This is a genomic window from Bacillus clarus, assembly GCF_000746925.1.
GTDB lineage: Bacteria > Bacillota > Bacilli > Bacillales > Bacillaceae_G > Bacillus_A > Bacillus_A clarus.
The window spans coordinates 1942626-1959921 of the sequence record NZ_JMQC01000008.1 but is presented as its reverse complement, the minus strand read 5'-3'; the positions used below and the strand labels follow the sequence as shown (position 1 = coordinate 1959921).

21 protein-coding genes and 1 tRNA gene are annotated in these 17296 nt (G+C 37.5%); 14 read left to right on the top strand and 8 right to left on the bottom strand.

The window, feature by feature from the left end:
* Positions 1-46: 46 nt before the first annotated feature.
* The 12 genes from hprK to DJ93_RS11045 all read left to right on the top strand — a co-directional run bounded on the left by hprK (position 47) and on the right by DJ93_RS11045 (position 10591).
* Entirely contained in the window at positions 47-976 is a 930-nt protein-coding gene (gene hprK, locus DJ93_RS11100; protein ID WP_042980851.1) for an HPr(Ser) kinase/phosphatase, read from the top strand.
* Positions 977-999: 23 nt separating this feature from the next.
* Complete coding sequence (gene lgt / locus DJ93_RS11095; RefSeq protein ID WP_042980848.1) at positions 1000-1812, top strand: prolipoprotein diacylglyceryl transferase; 813 nt, start codon at positions 1000-1002, stop codon at positions 1810-1812.
* A gap of 66 nt (positions 1813-1878) precedes the next feature.
* A complete protein-coding gene (gene ppaX / locus DJ93_RS11090; RefSeq protein ID WP_042980847.1) occupies positions 1879-2517 on the top strand; it encodes a pyrophosphatase PpaX in 639 nt (212 codons plus the stop codon).
* A 22-nt stretch (positions 2518-2539) separates the two neighbouring features.
* On the top strand, positions 2540-3052 hold the full coding sequence (locus DJ93_RS11085) for an acyltransferase (protein WP_042980846.1): 513 nt from the start codon (positions 2540-2542) through the stop codon (positions 3050-3052).
* 140 nt (positions 3053-3192) lie between these two features.
* Positions 3193-4704, top strand: coding sequence for a tetratricopeptide repeat protein (locus tag DJ93_RS11080; RefSeq protein WP_042980844.1), 1512 nt, complete (start codon positions 3193-3195; stop codon positions 4702-4704).
* 80 nt (positions 4705-4784) lie between these two features.
* Positions 4785-5741 (top strand): thioredoxin-disulfide reductase, encoded by a 957-nt coding sequence (trxB, locus tag DJ93_RS11075; RefSeq protein WP_042980843.1) that lies wholly within the window; start codon positions 4785-4787, stop codon positions 5739-5741.
* A gap of 162 nt (positions 5742-5903) precedes the next feature.
* The gene (locus DJ93_RS11070; protein ID WP_042980842.1) at positions 5904-6710 is read left to right on the top strand and encodes a DUF368 domain-containing protein; all 807 of its coding nucleotides are present in this window, start codon (positions 5904-5906) and stop codon (positions 6708-6710) included.
* Positions 6711-6962: 252 nt separating this feature from the next.
* Positions 6963-7421, top strand: coding sequence for an NUDIX hydrolase (locus DJ93_RS11065; RefSeq protein ID WP_001190080.1), 459 nt, complete (start codon positions 6963-6965; stop codon positions 7419-7421).
* 20 nt (positions 7422-7441) lie between these two features.
* Entirely contained in the window at positions 7442-8323 is an 882-nt protein-coding gene (gene rapZ, locus DJ93_RS11060) for an RNase adapter RapZ (protein WP_000138459.1), read from the top strand.
* Positions 8324-8326: 3 nt separating this feature from the next.
* Complete coding sequence (locus tag DJ93_RS11055) at positions 8327-9280, top strand: gluconeogenesis factor YvcK family protein (protein WP_042980840.1); 954 nt, start codon at positions 8327-8329, stop codon at positions 9278-9280.
* 88 nt (positions 9281-9368) lie between these two features.
* On the top strand, positions 9369-10319 hold the full coding sequence (gene whiA, locus DJ93_RS11050) for a DNA-binding protein WhiA (protein WP_042980839.1): 951 nt from the start codon (positions 9369-9371) through the stop codon (positions 10317-10319).
* 23 nt (positions 10320-10342) lie between these two features.
* Entirely contained in the window at positions 10343-10591 is a 249-nt protein-coding gene (locus tag DJ93_RS11045) for an HPr family phosphocarrier protein (protein WP_042980837.1), read from the top strand.
* A 238-nt stretch (positions 10592-10829) separates the two neighbouring features.
* Here DJ93_RS11045 and clpP read toward each other — a convergent pair whose 3' ends face one another.
* From clpP to DJ93_RS11005, 8 genes are all read right to left on the bottom strand, one after another.
* Positions 10830-11411 carry an ATP-dependent Clp endopeptidase proteolytic subunit ClpP gene (gene clpP, locus DJ93_RS11040; RefSeq protein WP_001049155.1) on the bottom strand — a complete coding sequence of 194 codons (582 nt, stop codon included), beginning with the start codon at positions 11409-11411 and terminating at the stop codon, positions 10830-10832.
* A gap of 240 nt (positions 11412-11651) precedes the next feature.
* Positions 11652-12521: a DUF421 domain-containing protein gene (locus DJ93_RS11035; protein WP_042980836.1), complete on the bottom strand. Its 870-nt coding sequence runs from the start codon at positions 12519-12521 to the stop codon at positions 11652-11654.
* Between the two features lie 20 nt (positions 12522-12541).
* Entirely contained in the window at positions 12542-12748 is a 207-nt protein-coding gene (locus DJ93_RS11030; protein WP_042980835.1) for a DUF1657 domain-containing protein, read from the bottom strand.
* Between the two features lie 11 nt (positions 12749-12759).
* On the bottom strand, positions 12760-13110 hold the full coding sequence (gene spoVAE / locus DJ93_RS11025) for a stage V sporulation protein AE (RefSeq protein WP_042980834.1): 351 nt from the start codon (positions 13108-13110) through the stop codon (positions 12760-12762).
* Complete coding sequence (gene spoVAD, locus DJ93_RS11020) at positions 13107-14123, bottom strand: stage V sporulation protein AD (RefSeq protein ID WP_042980833.1); 1017 nt, start codon at positions 14121-14123, stop codon at positions 13107-13109. The genes spoVAE and spoVAD overlap by 4 nt, the downstream gene beginning before the upstream one ends.
* Positions 14124-14600, bottom strand: a complete 477-nt coding sequence (gene spoVAC, locus DJ93_RS11015) for a stage V sporulation protein AC (protein ID WP_002034730.1) — start codon at positions 14598-14600, stop codon at positions 14124-14126. It lies immediately after the preceding gene.
* A 28-nt stretch (positions 14601-14628) separates the two neighbouring features.
* Positions 14629-15117, bottom strand: coding sequence for a YhcN/YlaJ family sporulation lipoprotein (locus DJ93_RS11010; RefSeq protein ID WP_042980831.1), 489 nt, complete (start codon positions 15115-15117; stop codon positions 14629-14631).
* A 107-nt stretch (positions 15118-15224) separates the two neighbouring features.
* The gene (locus tag DJ93_RS11005; protein ID WP_000216166.1) at positions 15225-15431 is read right to left on the bottom strand and encodes a DUF1657 domain-containing protein; all 207 of its coding nucleotides are present in this window, start codon (positions 15429-15431) and stop codon (positions 15225-15227) included.
* Between the two features lie 219 nt (positions 15432-15650).
* Between DJ93_RS11005 and DJ93_RS11000 the strand changes: the two genes are divergently transcribed.
* A tRNA-Arg gene (locus tag DJ93_RS11000) sits at positions 15651-15726 on the top strand.
* Between the two features lie 259 nt (positions 15727-15985).
* Positions 15986-17293 (top strand): RNA polymerase factor sigma-54, encoded by a 1308-nt coding sequence (rpoN, locus tag DJ93_RS10995; protein ID WP_042980829.1) that lies wholly within the window; start codon positions 15986-15988, stop codon positions 17291-17293.
* The last annotated feature ends 3 nt before the right edge of the window (positions 17294-17296 follow it).

Below are 17296 nucleotides of genomic sequence, written 5' to 3'. Positions count from 1 at the left end.
TTTACATCAAATGAGATTGAACCCGCAGCGGAGTGGAGGTTTACATATGCCAAAAGTAAGGACAAAAGATTTAATTGAACAATTTCAATTGGAACTAGTAAGTGGTGAGGAAGGAATTCATCGTCCAATTGATACAAGTGATTTATCACGCCCTGGAATTGAAATGGCAGGATTTTTTACATATTATCCAGCCGATCGCGTACAGCTTCTTGGAAAAACAGAGCTTACTTTTTTTGATACGTTAACAACTGAGCAGAAGCAAGAAAGAATGAAAGCTCTTTGTACAGAAGAGACCCCTTGTATTATCGTAACTCGTAATCAAGATGTGCCTGAGGAGTTATTACAAGCGTCACGTGAATCAGGTGTACCTTTATTACGTTCTGCTCAAACAACGACGAGATTATCAAGTCGTTTAACAAACTATTTAGAAGGTAAGTTAGCACCAACAACTGCTGTTCATGGTGTATTAGTAGATATTTACGGTGTTGGTGTTTTAATTACAGGCCAAAGTGGTGTCGGGAAAAGTGAGACGGCTCTAGAGCTTGTAAAGCGTGGTCACCGTTTAGTTGCGGATGATAGCGTAGAAATTCGTCAAGAAGATGAAGATACATTAGTAGGAAGCTCGCCAGATTTAATTGAGCATTTATTAGAAATTCGTGGTTTAGGTATCATTAATGTTATGACGTTATTTGGTGCAGGTGCCGTGCGAAATTATAAGCGTATTACACTTGTTATTAATCTTGAGATTTGGGATCAAAAGAAAAACTATGATCGTCTAGGTCTTGATGAAGAGAAGATGAAAATTATCGATACAGAACTTACGAAGATTACACTTCCGGTTCGTCCTGGTCGAAATTTAGCTGTTATTATTGAAGTAGCGGCGATGAATTTCAGATTAAAACGTATGGGAGTCAATGCAGCACAACAGTTTTCTGAACGATTAATGAGTGCGATTGAACTAGGAAATCAGGAGTAATTTGGGAGAGGGAGGTCATATATATGCTGTTAGGTTCTGTACCACAGCTTGACCGTGTAGCAATTCAGCTTGGGCCATTCCCTGTTTATTGGTATGGGGTTATTATCGGTACAGGTGTGTTATTAGGTCTTTGGCTTGCGACTCGTGAAGGAGAACGATTAGGTATTCCAAAAGATACATTCGTCGATCTTGTTTTAATTGCGGTACCACTTGCTATTCTTTGCGCGAGAATGTATTACGTAATCTTTGAATGGGAATATTATATGCAAAATCCGAGTCAAATTATTAATATTCGTCAAGGTGGTTTGGCGATTCATGGTGGTTTAATCGGAGCTGTTATTACAGGAATTATCTTTGCAAAAAGACGCGGACTTTCCTTCTGGAAGTTAGCGGATATTGTAGCACCAAGTATTTTACTTGGACAAGCAATTGGCCGTTGGGGAAACTTTATGAACCAAGAGGCTCATGGCGGTGAAGTAACGAGACAGTTTTTAGAAGGACTGCATTTACCACAGTTTATTATTAATCAAATGTATATTGATGGTGTATATTATCACCCAACGTTCTTATATGAATCATTATGGAATTTTGCAGGCGTGATTTTACTATTATTACTACGAAAAGTGAATTTACGCCGTGGTGAGTTATTCTTTACGTATTTAATTTGGTATTCAGTTGGACGCTTCTTCGTAGAAGGTCTACGTACAGATAGTTTAATGTTAGGACCGCTTCGTATTGCACAAGTGATGTCCATCGGGATTGTTGTTATTTCTATCATTTTCATTATTGTGAGACGAAAAATGGGACAAGCTGATAAAAGATATTTAGAAAACTAGAGAAAAGTAGCATCTTACATAAGATGCTGCTTCTTTCATATTCAGGCAACGAAAGGATTAAGGGTGATGAAAATAAATACAGTGTTATTTGATTTAGATGGAACGTTAATTAATACAAATGAACTTATTATTTCTTCTTTTTTACACACGTTAAATCATTATTATCCTAATCAATATAAGCGTGAAGATGTATTGCCATTTATCGGTCCATCTTTGCACGAAACATTTAGCAAGATTGATACAAGTAAGGTCGAAGAGATGATTACATGTTACCGTAAATTTAACCATGACCATCACGATGAGTTAGTGGAAGAATATGAAACTGTATATGAAACAGTACAAGAATTAAAGAAACAAGGTTATAAAATCGGTATTGTGACAACGAAGGCACGACAGACTGTTGAAATGGGACTAAATCTTTCGAAGTTAAATGAATTCTTTGATGTTGTTGTCACAATTGACGATGTAGAGCATGTAAAACCACATCCAGAACCGCTCCAAAAAGCATTGAAATTATTAGATGCACAGCCAGAAGAAACATTGATGGTTGGTGATAATCATCACGATATAGTTGGCGGACAAAATGCAGGAACGAAAACGGCAGCAGTTGCATGGACGATTAAAGGTAGAGCATATTTAGAGTCTTATAAGCCAGATTATGTACTAGATAAAATGAGTGATTTGCTATCTATTTTATCTGAGTAGAAAGTAAAGGGAGAGAGTTAAAGTGCGACGGACAACGCGCTACCCTGTTTCAGGAGAAAATTCATTATGGAATGTGTATAAAACAGTTTCTTTTTGGAAGGTAATGAAAAATTTTATTATCATTCAAGTGGCGCGTTATGTACCTTTTTTATCCGTGAAAAATTGGCTGTATCGTACATTCTTACGGATGAAAGTAGGAGAGAAGACATCATTTGCGCTTATGGTAATGCCAGATATTATGTTTCCAGAAAAGATTACAGTAGGGACGAATTCAATTATTGGTTATAACACGACGCTTTTAGCACACGAATATTTGATTCATGAATATCGCCTCGGAGAGATTACGATTGGAAGTGAAGTGATGATTGGAGCGAACACGACGATATTACCAGGCGTACAAATTGGAGATGGTGCCATCGTTGCAGCTGGTACACTCGTTCATCGAGATGTGCCGGGCGGTGCTTTCGTAGGTGGAAATCCGATGCGTGTTATTTATACGAAAGAAGAAATGGCGACACGAGAAGGCCGATGTTAAAAATGTAACATTTCCTTTCTCTTTTTATGAATAAAAAGGAAATAATTGATTATAATATACTGTTTTGTTTTTTACGGAATCGTTTATACTTATAGATAGAAAAAATATATGAGCGAAGAAAACAAAAAACTGGAGGATATATGGGGAAAAATCAAAGAATATATAAGGAGAACGGACAAGTTATCTCTTTTAATCAATTAGCGGATTTCTTTTATAAAAAAGGGATGAGAGCCTATCAAGGTCATAAATTGCAAGATGCAATTAAATATTTTCGAAGAGCGGCACAAAGTGAGAAAGAGCCGTTTATTTTATGTCAATTAGCAACGGTATTATCTGAGGTTGGGGAGTATCAAGAGTCAAATCAAATTTTCTTGAAGCTTACTCGGTCTCATCCAGATGTTGAACAATGTTATTATTTTATTGCAAATAACTATGCATATCTTGGTTTGTTTCAGCAAGCGAAGAAGTATGCCGAGCAATATTTAGAAGTTGCAAAAGAGAAAGAATTTATAGAGGATACTTTAGAGTTGCTTGAGATCATGGAAGAAGAAGCGATAGGTACGGAAGAGATTGAGGATGAAGATGAGTTAATCGTTATGCAGGAAGAGGCAAATCGTTATATTCGCAACGGCCAATTAGAAGAGGCGATTGCTACACTTGAAGTTGTTACGAGAGATTATCCAGAGTTCTGGTCGGGGCATAATAATCTAGCGATTGCACATTTTCAATCAGGTAATGTAGATCAAGCGCTTAAGTTAACAGAGATGATTTTAGAGAGAAATCCTGGTAATATACATGCGCTTTGTAATACGCTTATTTTTCTATATTCAATTGGAGAACATAAGCAAGTGGAATCTTTAGCTGGACAATTAGAATCAGTATATCCAATTTCGTTTGAACATCGTCTAAAACTTGGAACGACGTTTGCGACAATTGGTCATTTTGAGAATGCATACAAATGGTTGAGAGTATTAAAACGTCAAGGATATGAAGGAGACGTTAGTTTCTATTATTGGTTTGCATACTCTGCTTATATGATAAAAGACCAACATACAGCCGAAAAGATGTGGCAACATGTTGTAGAATTACACCCTGATAAAAAAGGAAAAGAACCGTGGAATGCGCTAAATCTAGCGGATGAAGGGCAAAACCTTTTGTTTGAAGAGCTGCGAAAATCATTCCAACAAGGTGCAACGTTAGAAGAGCAAATGCTAGCTTTATATTTAATGAATGAATTATCAACACCGGAGAAAATTGGCTTTTTCTTTGATGTAACGCAAGCAAAAAATGGTGTTCCGATTGTATCGCAACTTGCGAAATATTTCTTTCTACTTAATAGCCGTAAGAGTATCCCGGCTCATTTACAGCCATTTGAACAATGTATTCGAATCGCAGATGCATTATACAATTATACGAAAAAAGAAGATGAATTAATCGAAGAGTGTTTACACTTTTGGTTCTGCACGTTCATACGTTTATATACAAGTGGAACGGTCTTTACAAATGTGTATGGTTGGTCTGCGGCAATTGAATATATTGTACGCGTTGAACAAAGAAATAAGATGACACAGGCGGAGCTTGGAAGTATATATAATATATCAGTGGCGACTGTGCGAAAATATGTGCAGGCTGTTAAGCGTACTCACGCATAGGCAAATCACTGGGAAAAAAATGATGCTAACAGTATAATGAGGGTAACTTAATTGTGTAGGAATGAATAGGAGTGAATGGTGTGTCAGAAGAAAAAATTTATGATGTTATTATTATTGGTGCAGGACCAGCTGGGATGACAGCTGCGGTGTATACGTCTCGTGCGAATTTAAGCACACTTATGCTTGAGCGTGGTATTCCAGGCGGACAAATGGCGAATACAGAAGATGTAGAAAACTATCCAGGTTATGAGTCTATTTTAGGACCAGATCTATCAAATAAAATGTTCGAGCATGCGAAGAAATTTGGTGCTGAATATGCTTACGGTGATGTGAAAGAAATCATCGACGGTAAAGAGTATAAAACAATTGTAGCTGGAAAAAAAGAATATAAAACACGCGCAATTATCGTTGCAAGTGGTGCAGAGTATAAAAAAGTTGGTGTGCCAGGTGAAAAAGAACTTGGTGGCCGCGGTGTATCATATTGTGCAGTATGTGACGGCGCATTCTTTAAAGGGAAAGAACTTGTTGTTATTGGCGGCGGAGACTCTGCTGTTGAAGAGGGTGTATATTTAACACGCTTCGCATCAAAAGTAACAATCGTTCACCGTCGTGATGCTCTTCGTGCACAGAAAATTTTACAAGATCGTGCTTTCCAAAATGAGAAGGTGGACTTTATTTGGAATCACACTATAAAAGAAATTAATGAAGAGAGCGGTAAAGTGGGTAGCGTAACACTTGTAGATGTAAACAGCGGTGAAGAACAAGAATTCAAAACAGATGGTGTCTTCATTTATATCGGTATGTTACCATTATCAAAACCATTTGCAGAACTTGGAATCACGAACGAAAATGGCTACATTGAAACGAACGAACGTATGGAAACGAAAGTTCCTGGTATTTTTGCAGCTGGAGATGTTCGCGAAAAAATGCTTCGTCAAATCGTCACTGCAACTGGCGATGGTAGTATCGCAGCACAAAGTGCACAGCATTATGTGGAAGAATTGTTAGAGGGATTAAAAACTGTAACAGAAAAATAAGGAATGTAATTCCTGTAGAGAAGAAAGCTACCTGTATGGCGGCTTTCTTTTTTTGTTTAAAATGTCAAAAATTCGTCAAAAAAATTTCATATTATAAGCTTTCTTATTGATATACTGGACTTTACGGAAAAATCACTATAAGAAATGAGGAGTTTATTCAGTATGGAATGGCGTAATATATATCGTGGATTTTGTATGGGTGTTAGTGATTTGATTCCTGGTGTGAGCGGCGGAACAATCGCTGTTGTGTTAGGGATTTATGAACAATTACTTGCGGCAATTAGTGGATTCTTTAGTCGTGAATGGAAAAAGCATTTAGCATTTTTAATCCCACTTGCTGCTGGTGTAGCAGCAGCGTTTTTAACGTTAAGTCATGTTATTAAATATTTATTGGCAAATCATAATGAGCCAACTCAGTTTTTCTTTCTCGGTTTAATTATTAGCATTTTACCGATGTTAATGAGAGAAGCGGATGCGAAAGAAACATTTAAAGGAAGTCATGTCGTTTTACTAGTAGTTGCGGCGCTTCTTGTAGCAGTCACAGCTTTCTTTAAGCCAGATAAAGCGGCAGATCCAATTACGACGTTAACAATTTTAAATACAATAGGTCTATTTTTTGCAGGTTGGATGGCTAGTATGGCTATGCTTCTTCCAGGAATTAGTGGATCGTTTATTTTATTAATTATCGGTGTATACCCAACAGCGATTCATGCTTTAACTACATTGAATCTACCTTTAATTGCAGTTATTGGTGCAGGAGTTATCGTTGGGTTCGTTGTAAGTAGTAAAGGAATTAGTTATTTATTAGATCATTATAAAAGCATGACATTTGCTGCAATTATTGGACTTGTTATCGGTTCGATTGCAGTTGTATTTCCTGGTATTCCGGCTAGTGGAATTTCAATCGTAAGCTCAATTATTACGTTTATTTTAGGATTTGCGATTGTATCTTACTTCGGTAAAAAATAGGAAACTCCGTCTAGTTTAATCCTCTTAACGATAAAATCTGTTAAGGGGATTTTTTATTAGCAAATTAGGCAGTTAAATTGCTTGTTGTAGTAGGCTTTTTTACAATGATTGAGTGGGAGGTAGCTTGTTTGTAAAATAGGAGACGGCTAATGTGAAGGGCTAGCTCCTTCGTTGTGACAAACGGTTTTTGATAGTATAATGAAATAAGTATGTAGTGAAGAAATTCGCTGCAAGTAGCTGAGGTGAAGAAACATGCAAAGAGTAACAAACTGTGTGTTAATTAGAGATAATGAAGTACTCTTACTTCAAAAGCCTCGCCGAAATTGGTGGGTTGCACCAGGTGGGAAAATGGAACGTGGTGAGACGGTAAGAGATTCAGTTGTTCGCGAATATCGTGAAGAAACAGGTATTTATTTAAAGAACCCGGCATTAAAGGGGGTCTTCACCTTTGTCATCCAAGAAGGTGATAAAGTTGTTTCTGAATGGATGATGTTCTCCTTTTTAGCGACAGATTTTGCAGGAGAAAACAAGTTAGAAAGCGAAGAAGGCATCATTGGTTGGCATACATTTGATAAAATTGATGATTTAGCAATGGCGCCGGGAGATTATCATATTATTGATTATTTAATTAAAGGAAATGGTATAATCTACGGTACATTTGTATATACACCAGATTTTGAGTTACTTTCATATCGATTGGATCCAAGCTAAACCTTCAAGGAGGGGATACGATGACAGAGAATAATGATATTAAAATGGTAATTATTACAGGAATGTCTGGAGCAGGAAAAACGGTAGCTTTACAAAGTTTTGAAGATTTAGGTTATTTCTGTGTAGACAATTTACCCCCGATGTTATTGCCAAAGTTTATTGAACTTATGGCAGATTCAAAAGGGAAAATGAATAAGGTAGCACTTGGCATTGATTTACGTGGCCGAGAGTTTTTCGAACATTTATGGGGAGCTCTTGATGATTTATCAGAACGTACGTGGATCATTCCTCATATTTTATTTTTAGATGCAAAAGATAGTACGCTCGTAACTCGTTACAAAGAAACGAGACGTTCGCATCCACTTGCACCAACTGGTTTGCCGTTAAAAGGGATTGAAGCAGAGCGTAATTTATTAACAGATATGAAGGCGAGAGCAAATATTGTGCTCGATACGTCTGATTTAAAACCGAAAGAACTACGTGAAAAAATTGTTCATCTGTTTTCAACAGAAACTGAGCAAGCCTTCCGTGTAAATGTAATGTCATTTGGATTTAAGTACGGCATTCCAATTGATGCAGATTTAGTATTTGACGTTCGTTTTTTACCAAATCCATACTATATTCCACATATGAAGCCATTAACAGGACTTGATGAAGAAGTTTCGTCATACGTGCTCAAGTTTAATGAAACGCATAAGTTTTTAGAAAAATTGACGGATCTTATTACTTTCATGCTTCCGCATTATAAACGAGAAGGTAAGAGTCAGCTTGTAATTGCAATTGGGTGTACAGGTGGACAACATCGTTCTGTTACGCTTACAGAATACCTTGGGAAACATTTGAAACCAGAATATAGTGTTCATGTATCTCATCGTGATGTGGAGAAGAGAAAGGGCCATTAAGGGATGAAAAAAGAGAGGAAACCTAGAATTGTCATCATGGGAGGAGGAACTGGACTATCTGTTTTATTACGAGGATTAAAGAAATATCCTGTGGATATTACAGCAGTAGTTACAGTAGCTGACGATGGTGGCAGTTCAGGTAGATTACGTGATGAGCTTGAAATTCCACCCCCAGGCGATATTCGTAACGTCCTAGTTGCGTTATCGGATGTAGAGCCGTTAGTGGAAGCTTTATTTCAGCACCGTTTCACATCTGGAGATGGACTGAAGGGTCATGCGTTAGGGAATTTACTGCTAGCAGGTATGACTTCGATTACAGGAGACTTTTTCCATGCTATTACAGAAACGAGTAAGGTTTTAAATGTAAGAGGGCGTGTATTACCAGCAGCAAATCAAAGTGCTGTGCTTCATGCGGAGCTTGAAGATGGGCGAATTGTAACAGGTGAATCAAAGATCCCGTACTTTGGGAAGAAGATTAATCGTGTCTTTTTAACTCCGGATGATGTAGAACCGTTGTATGAGACGTTGACTGAAATTAAACGAGCTGATTTACTCGTTTTTGGTCCCGGAAGCCTGTACACAAGTATATTGCCGAATCTCGTTGTTAAAAAAATTGGGGACGCTGTTCTTGCTGCAAAGGCGAAGAAGGTATATGTATGTAATGTTATGACGCAAGCGGGCGAAACGATGGGTTATACGGCGTTTGATCATGTGCAGGCATTGCATGATCATCTTGGAATGCCGTTTATTGATACTGCGATTGTGAATAATCATGATATTCCTTGTGAATTACGAACGTTGTATGAAGAGGAAATGTCTGGACCTGTCGTAATCGATGAAGACCGTTTTGTAGAAAATAACATTGATTTAATTCAAGATGCATTAGCGAAGTATGATGATCAAGTTGTAAGGCATGATACATTAAGACTCGCTTCTATTTTATATTCGCTGTTATAAATATGCGTTATCTCTTTATGAGATAACGCTACTCATTCATATAGGACAAGGTTTTTGTTCCGAAATATCGTATAAGGAGGTGTTGACTGTGTCATTTGCATCGGAAACAAAGAAAGAGCTGACGAAGCTTGAAATGAAGGAATGCTGCGAGAAAGCAGAGTTATCAGCATTGCTTCGAATGAACGGGTCACTTTCTTTTTCAAACCGTCGTCTTTCCATTGATATTCAAACAGAGAATGCAGCAATTGCAAGAAGGATTTATACGCTTTTGAAAAAAGGATATGACGTAACGGTGGAATTACTTGTTCGTAAAAAAATGCGACTGAAGAAAAATAATGTATATATCGTGCGGCTTGTTGAAAAATCCCGTGAAATATTAGCAGATCTCCATATTGTCCGAGATGACTTTTCATTTATTCGGAATATATCACAGGAATTGATTCAGAAAAAATGCTGTAAACGATCTTATTTAAGAGGTGCATTTTTAGCAGGTGGTTCAGTAAATAACCCAGAAACATCATCTTATCATTTAGAGGTCTTTTCGTTATACAAGGAACATAATGATTCTATATGTGAACTGATGAACGGATTTGATTTAAATAGTAAGACGTTGGAAAGAAGAAAAGGGTACATCACGTATTTAAAAGAAGCGGAGAAAATTACGGAGTTTTTAAATATTATAGGTGCACATAATGCTCTTTTAAGATTTGAAGATATTCGCATTGTTCGCGACATGCGTAATTCGGTAAATCGCTTAGTGAATTGTGAAACAGCCAATTTAAATAAAACAATTGGTGCAGCACTAAGGCAAATTGAAAATATCCGTTACATTGATGAGACGGTTGGGCTTGATATTTTGCCAGATAAATTAAGAGAAATTGCGCAGTTACGTATTAACTATCAAGATGTAACGTTGAAAGAGTTAGGTGAGATGGTATCCGGGGGGAAAATTAGTAAATCGGGTATTAATCATCGTTTGCGTAAAATCGATGAAATTGCAGAGAAATTACGCGCGGGGGAAACAGTAGCAAAAAAATAAGAGGTTAAAGGGGAAATGGAGCTGTGGTTCAAAAATTGGTTAAAGTTTCATTAAAAAACGGCTTACAAGCACGTCCGGCTGCGTTGTTTGTACAAGAGGCAAATCGTTTTCATTCTGACATTTTCATCGAGAAAGATGGAAAGACAGTTAATGCAAAGAGCATAATGGGGATTATGAGCTTAGCAATTGGATCTGGTAGCATGATAACAATTACAACAGAGGGATCAGATGCAGAAGAAGCTCTAGAAGCGTTAGCTGCATATGTACAGTAAAAAGCTATCGCGAATGTGCGATAGCTTTTTTGTTATATTCGGCGGAGTATAACGAATATGCGAATTACTACATAAAAAAGCGCCCTGTTTGACAGGGCGCTTTCGTTTTTAAGCATATCTAGCTTCAGCGGCTAGAATGTTCGGTGGCTTCGCTTCTTCCGCCGAGGTAAAAAGCACCTCTTTGTCAGAAGCTCCATCCTCCTCACATTCTGAACGAGCCGCTTCCGCTTTAAATTAATTAACGGTTTGTAAAAATTTTATCGATTAAGCCGTATTCTAGTGCTTTTTCTGCTGTCATGAAGTTGTCGCGGTCTGTGTCGCGTTGTAGAACTTCTAGTGGTTGACCTGTGCGATCAGCAAGAATTTGGTTTAGTTTTTCACGTAAGAATAGGATACGTTTTGCAGCGATTTCGATTTCAGTCGCTTGACCTTGTGCCCCACCAAGTGGTTGGTGAATCATAACTTCACTGTTTGGAAGTGCGAAACGTTTTCCTTTTTCCCCCGCTGCAAGTAAGAATGCACCCATAGATGCTGCCATACCGATACAAATTGTTGATACTTGTGGTTTAATAAACTGCATTGTATCGTAAATTGCCATACCCGCTGTAATAGAACCACCAGGGCTGTTGATGTAAATGTGAATATCTTTTTCTGGATCCTGAGATTCTAAGAATAAAAGCTGGGAAACGATTGAGTTTGCTACGTTGTCATCAATTGCGCTACCAAGCATAATGATGCGGTCTTTTAATAGTCGAGAGTAAATATCGTAAGCGCGTTCTCCACGATTTGTTTGTTCAATTACTGTAGGAATTAAATTCATCTGTTATTTCCTCCTTTGAAAGCTTTCTTAGTCTTATAATACAATTATGGTCAATAAAGGTCAAACAAAACCACTTTAAATCAAAAAAATACGTAGTTGTATCATGATTTATTCGCTATATTTTTAAAATTCCCTGCTTATGTATCTTCAACATCATAACCGAATTACATAAATTTAAACGTGATGGGGGCGGGAGGAAAACAAAAGAACGCCTTTTATATAGAAGCGTTCTCTCGGTTCCTATTCTTTTAAAAGATAAGATACTTTATTTAAAATGTTTTCGATTTGTTTTGCATTTTTACTATACATTTCACTAGCTGCTTTTGATTTCGTTTCTAAAGAGAATAATTCAAGATCCGCATTGCATTTTTTTAAGGATGCTAATAATAAAGGTTTATTTTGTGGGGAAGGCATTTGGAGTTTATCATTATAGATGTCAATGGTAAGTTGTCCGTATGAATCAACTTGACCGAGAAAGACATTTTCAATGACAACACCAAGTTTTTCTAATTCAGAGTGCAACCAAGCACGGTTATGTCCACTCGCTGAAAGTGGTTCGTCTAGTACATTACCGTCCATAATGACTGTATGTGTTTCTTTTTCATTTGGTACTTTTAACCCTATATCCTTCGCTGTAAGCGGCTGGCGATCTTTCTTCAATAATACATTTAACTCCCCGCTCGGTTCTAATACAGCAAATTCCACATCAGCTATGTTGAATGCACTTTTTCCTCTGAGAAGCTCGAGTAATTCGTCGCTTGTATATTTTTCTTTTTTTAAATTATCTTCAAGTACTTTACCGTCCTTTATTAAAACGGTGGACTTCCCTTCAAAAAAATCTCTAGCTGTTTTGTTCTTTAAGGAAAGAATACCTGTGAAAAAAGGTACTGCAGCGAAAATAAGTATCGCAAAGACACCATGGAAAAACTTTTGATCTAGCCCTGTAGATACTTGAGCAGCAATATCACCAATTGTCATCCCCGCTATATATTCAAAAAAGGAAAGTTGAGAAATTTGTCTTTTTCCTAACCATTTTGTGATAGCGAATAACATTATTAATATAAATACAGAACGGAGAATGACAAGTGTCCATTCAGGTAGGTGAGACATAGCAATTTCCTCCAGTCTGCTTAAAAACCTTTATATTGAGGTTCTTCACGTTCTAATACTGAAACTCTATTTTTTAAATCAGCGATGACGCTGTCCATTTCTAACATACATTCGTGAAAGACACGTTTTGCTTCTTCATCCGCAGCATTTTGCGAAAGGGTACTTAAGTTAGCTTGGGCGCCCCTTAAGCTAGCAAGACACGTTTTTACACTAGCGATAACAGTCATGAAAACACCTCTTATCCTTTCGGTTTAAATAGTAATGCACCAATGAATCCGAATATGATAGCTGCAGATATACCAGCACTTGTTACTTTAAACATGCCAGTAATTACGCCGACGATTCCGTGTTTTGCAGCTTCTTCCATAGCACCGTGAACGAGGGCGTTACCGAAGCTTGTAATTGGTACCGTTGCCCCAGCCCCAGCGAAATCAATTAATGGTTCATACAAATTAAATCCATCTAATATAGCTCCAGCAACAACGAGTGTTGCCATCGTATGAGCAGGAGTAAGTTTTGCGACATCGAACATAAGTTGACCAATTACACATATAAGCCCTCCAATGACAAAAGCCCAGAAAAAAATCATTGCTTTACACCTCCAAATTCGATCGATACAGCATGAGCGATACATGGAATTGTTTCTTCTTGTTGGAATGTAAGAGGAGATAGTAAAGCACCTGTCGCAACAACTAGTATCTTTTTGAATTCTCCCTTTTTCATTCTGTTTAACAAGTGTCCGTACACGACTGTTGCTGAACAGCCTGGACCACTTCCACCAGCTATTACAGGTTGACCTTCTCTATAAATGAGTAGTCCACAATCTTGAAATTGTTCACTCGTTACTTTCGTCCCATGTTTATGTAATAAGTCATAAGCAATTTCACGGCCAACGTGTCCGAGATCGCCTGTTACGATTAAATCGTAGTAAGTTGCATCAAGTTGTCTTTCTCTTAAATGAGCTTCAATTGTATCGACAGCAGCAGGAGCCATCGCGCCTCCCATATTAAAAGGATCTGTTAGTCCCATATCAATAACTCGTCCAATTGTTGCTGATGTTACTTGCGGACCGTATCCTTCACTGCTCAAAATAGCTGCACCTGCACCAGTTACGGTCCACTGGGCTGTAGGTGGTTTTTGGCCACCATACTCAGTTGGATAGCGGAATTGTTTTTCTACGGCTGTGTTATGGCTTGAGGCACCAGTTAATAAATATTTTGCGCCTTTTGCATTTACAATACTTGCGCCAAGTGCTAATCCTTCCATAGATGTGGAACAAGCACCGAATAATCCGAGATAAGGTGTACCAAGTGTACGGCATGCAAAGCTAGTAGGCGTAATTTGGTTAATTAAGTCTCCAGCGAGTACGAATTGAATATCATCTTTCCGAAGTTTTGCTTTTTCAGTTGCGCGGCTACAAGCTTCTTCAAACAAAATTTTATGTGCTTTTTCGTAAGAGTCTTGTCCAAGCCATAAATCCTCATGAAGGGTATCGAAGTCTGCAGGGATTTTTCCCTTTGCTTCAAAGGGTCCACCGACTACACCTGTTGAGATGATAACTGGTTTGTTTTCGAATACCCATGTTCGGTGTCCTTGTAACATTTACAGCCCTCCCCATTGAAAGAGAATGGTTTTAATAAGAGCGATAACAAAAGCGGAAAATACGCCAAATAAAATAACAGATCCTGCTAGTTTAAACATGTTACCACCGACGCCGAGAACGAATCCTTCTGTACGGTGTTCAATACATGCGGCAATAACGGAGTTGCCAAATCCAGTAACAGGAACTGCGGTACCAGCACCAGCGAATTGCCCAAGGCGATCGTAGACGCCAAATCCCGTTAGTAGCATAGAGATAAAAATAAGAGTTGCAACTGTAGGATTTCCTGCAGACCTTTCAGTGAAATCAAAATAAGTAATATAAAAGGTGGAAATCAGTTGGCCTATTAGACAAATTAATCCCCCGACGAAAAAGGCTTTTATGCAATTTTTTAAAACAGGACGCTTCGGTTCGCGCTGTTGTTCGAATTTTTTATATTCCTGTTGTACAGGTGTTAAATTTTTATCTTTACTAGACATTTGAATCCTTCCTTCTCTTTTAGAAAGCTTAAATATTAGATTCCATTTCTGATTGAATGAGTTTCAATTGTTTTTTAATTCCATCCTTACTTACTTTCTTTTTCTTAATTTTGTTCTCAAGTTCTTCTATGAGCATAAAGATCTTTTTGTCTGTACTTACACGAATATCAAAAGTGGGATTTTCGTCACTTAGCATCTTTTTTAATTTGCTTCGTAAAGGCTTTAAACCAAATCTTTCGTGATGTTCAGGTTTGACGGCTATGTAAAAATCTAAATTTGTATTAACTGCGGTAGCTTGTATAATTCCATCCATAGCGAGAGCTTTTTTCTTAGCTTCTTGCGATATAGATTGATTAAAGGATTCTGTACTCATTTTTGTTAACTTTGGGCCTTTTTCTTCTTTCGTTCGTTTTGCTTCTTCTTTCTTTACCTTTTTATCTAATGGGCTATTATCGCATCCAGTAAGTGAACCGAATAGAAGCAAAAATAACGCGGCTATGAGTCCGATTTTTCGCATTATAATCATTCCATTTCTATTGCGTTATGTAATTTTAGAGAAAAAGGATGATTGCATATCATCCTTTTTCTCTAACTGTGTACCATTAGATGAAATGGTACTTCCGGTTATTGTTGTGAATATTGTGGTTCTTCTTGTTGGACTTCTTCAACACGTGGGTTTAAAGAGTCGATAATTGTTTGTGTTTGCTGCGCAGCTGTTTGGAAAAGTTGCTTAGCTTGTTGGTTATCTGTATCAAGAGCGAATCCCTCTAAGCTAGCTTGTGCACTTTTTAATCCAGAAACAGTTTGCTTTAGTTTTGTAATTACAGTCATTTAATGAAGCCCCCTTTGGAATGTCAATTCAAAGATTATAATTTGTGATTTGGGGTGAATTTATGATTGGAAAATTTAGGGGGTGTGTGGAATGAAAAGCACAACTAAATATGTATGTAATCATTTTTCAGGAGTACAAAGGAGAGCGGGGATATTTTTATTGATTTAGATGGGTTTTATTGCTATTATATGAAGAGAAAATAACTGTTTTTAAATCATGCGCCCATAGCTCAGTCGGATAGAGCGGTGGTTTCCGGTACCACGTCTGCCGGGGGTTCGAATCCCTCTGGGCGCGTTAAAAAGTCCTAACTTACATTTTGTAGGTTAGGACTTTTTTTATTCCCCTCTTGTTATATCTAGTTATAGGAATTACTATTAGTATGTGGTAATAATAAATTAGGATCATTATTTTCTTTCAATATTATTCATTTTTCGGTTGTAAGATATAAATTTCATTAATACATATAAATTAATAATATTTTGGAATGGGTGTCTGCGTTAGGATTCTCCTTTTACCAAACTTATTGTACAATAGAAACAAGGGGGAGATTAGTTTGAAGGCAAGTCTTTTACAAGAACAAAGCTTACGTTTGGCAATGACACAAGAGTTAAGGCAAGCGATTACAATGCTCCAGTATAATGTACAAGAATTATCGGAGTTTTTGTATGAGCAATCGTTAGAGAATCCCCTTATTGAGTTAGGTGGTTTTGAAAGGGAGAAGAAAAAGAGCTCTAACACAAGTAAAAGTACCAGCAAACAAGTCGACAATCAAATGGAAATCTACAGTGTAGATTCGACAACGATTCAGCAACATTTATTAGATCAAATACAGTATTATAAAATAGATGAAGCAGAGCGAAAGACAGCTTCTTTCATCATTATGAACATGGATGGGAATGGATACTTACAAGAAACGAATGAAGAATTAGCAGAGTTACTTTCTGCGCCAATTGACGTGGTAGACAGTTCTATACAACTTGTTCAATCATTAGAGCCAGCAGGGGTAGGGGCGCGTAATATTCAGGAATGTCTATCCCTTCAATTGAAGCGCTTACAAAGAAGGGATGGATTGGCTGAAGAAATTGTGGATGAACATTTCGCTTATTTCATTAAGAAAGATTGGCGCAAGCTCGTTCAAGTTATGAAGTGTAGCAATGAAGAATTACAGGATGCTGTAAACTGCATTACATCATTGCAGCCGAAACCAGGGCTTGCATTTTCATCTGATAAACCGCTTTATATTGCTCCTGATATGGCTGTGAAAAAAGACGGTGATCGTCTCGTTTTACAAATGAATGAACGGAATATGCCAAGAATTGAAATTCATTCAGAATATAGTGCGCTTCTTCATAATAGTGAAAGCGAAGTTGCTTCGTATGTATCTGAAAAGTATCAACATGTGCAATGGATTATGCGCAGTTTGAAACAGAGAAAGCAAACACTTTTACAAGTGATGAGTATTATTATGGAAAAACAACGTGATTTCTTCTGGAAAGGTCCAGAGCATTTAAAACCACTCGCTTTAAAAGAAGTTGCGGAAGAGTTAAGTGTACATGAATCTACGATTAGCCGTGCAACACGTAATAAATATGTGCAAACGCCGCACGGGTTGTTTGAAATGAAATCGTTCTTTAGTAACGCTGTTGCTACAACGGAGGATGAGGCTGTTTCTACTAAACGTGTAAAGAGGTTCATTCAAACGCTTGTTGAGGCAGAAAATAAGAAAAAGCCACTTTCAGATCAAAAGATTTCAAAATTATTAGAAGAAGAGCATGAAATCGTTATTTCTCGAAGAACAGTTGCAAAATATAGAGAACAAATGCATATTCCCGCTTCGTCTCTAAGAAAAACAATTGGATAGGTG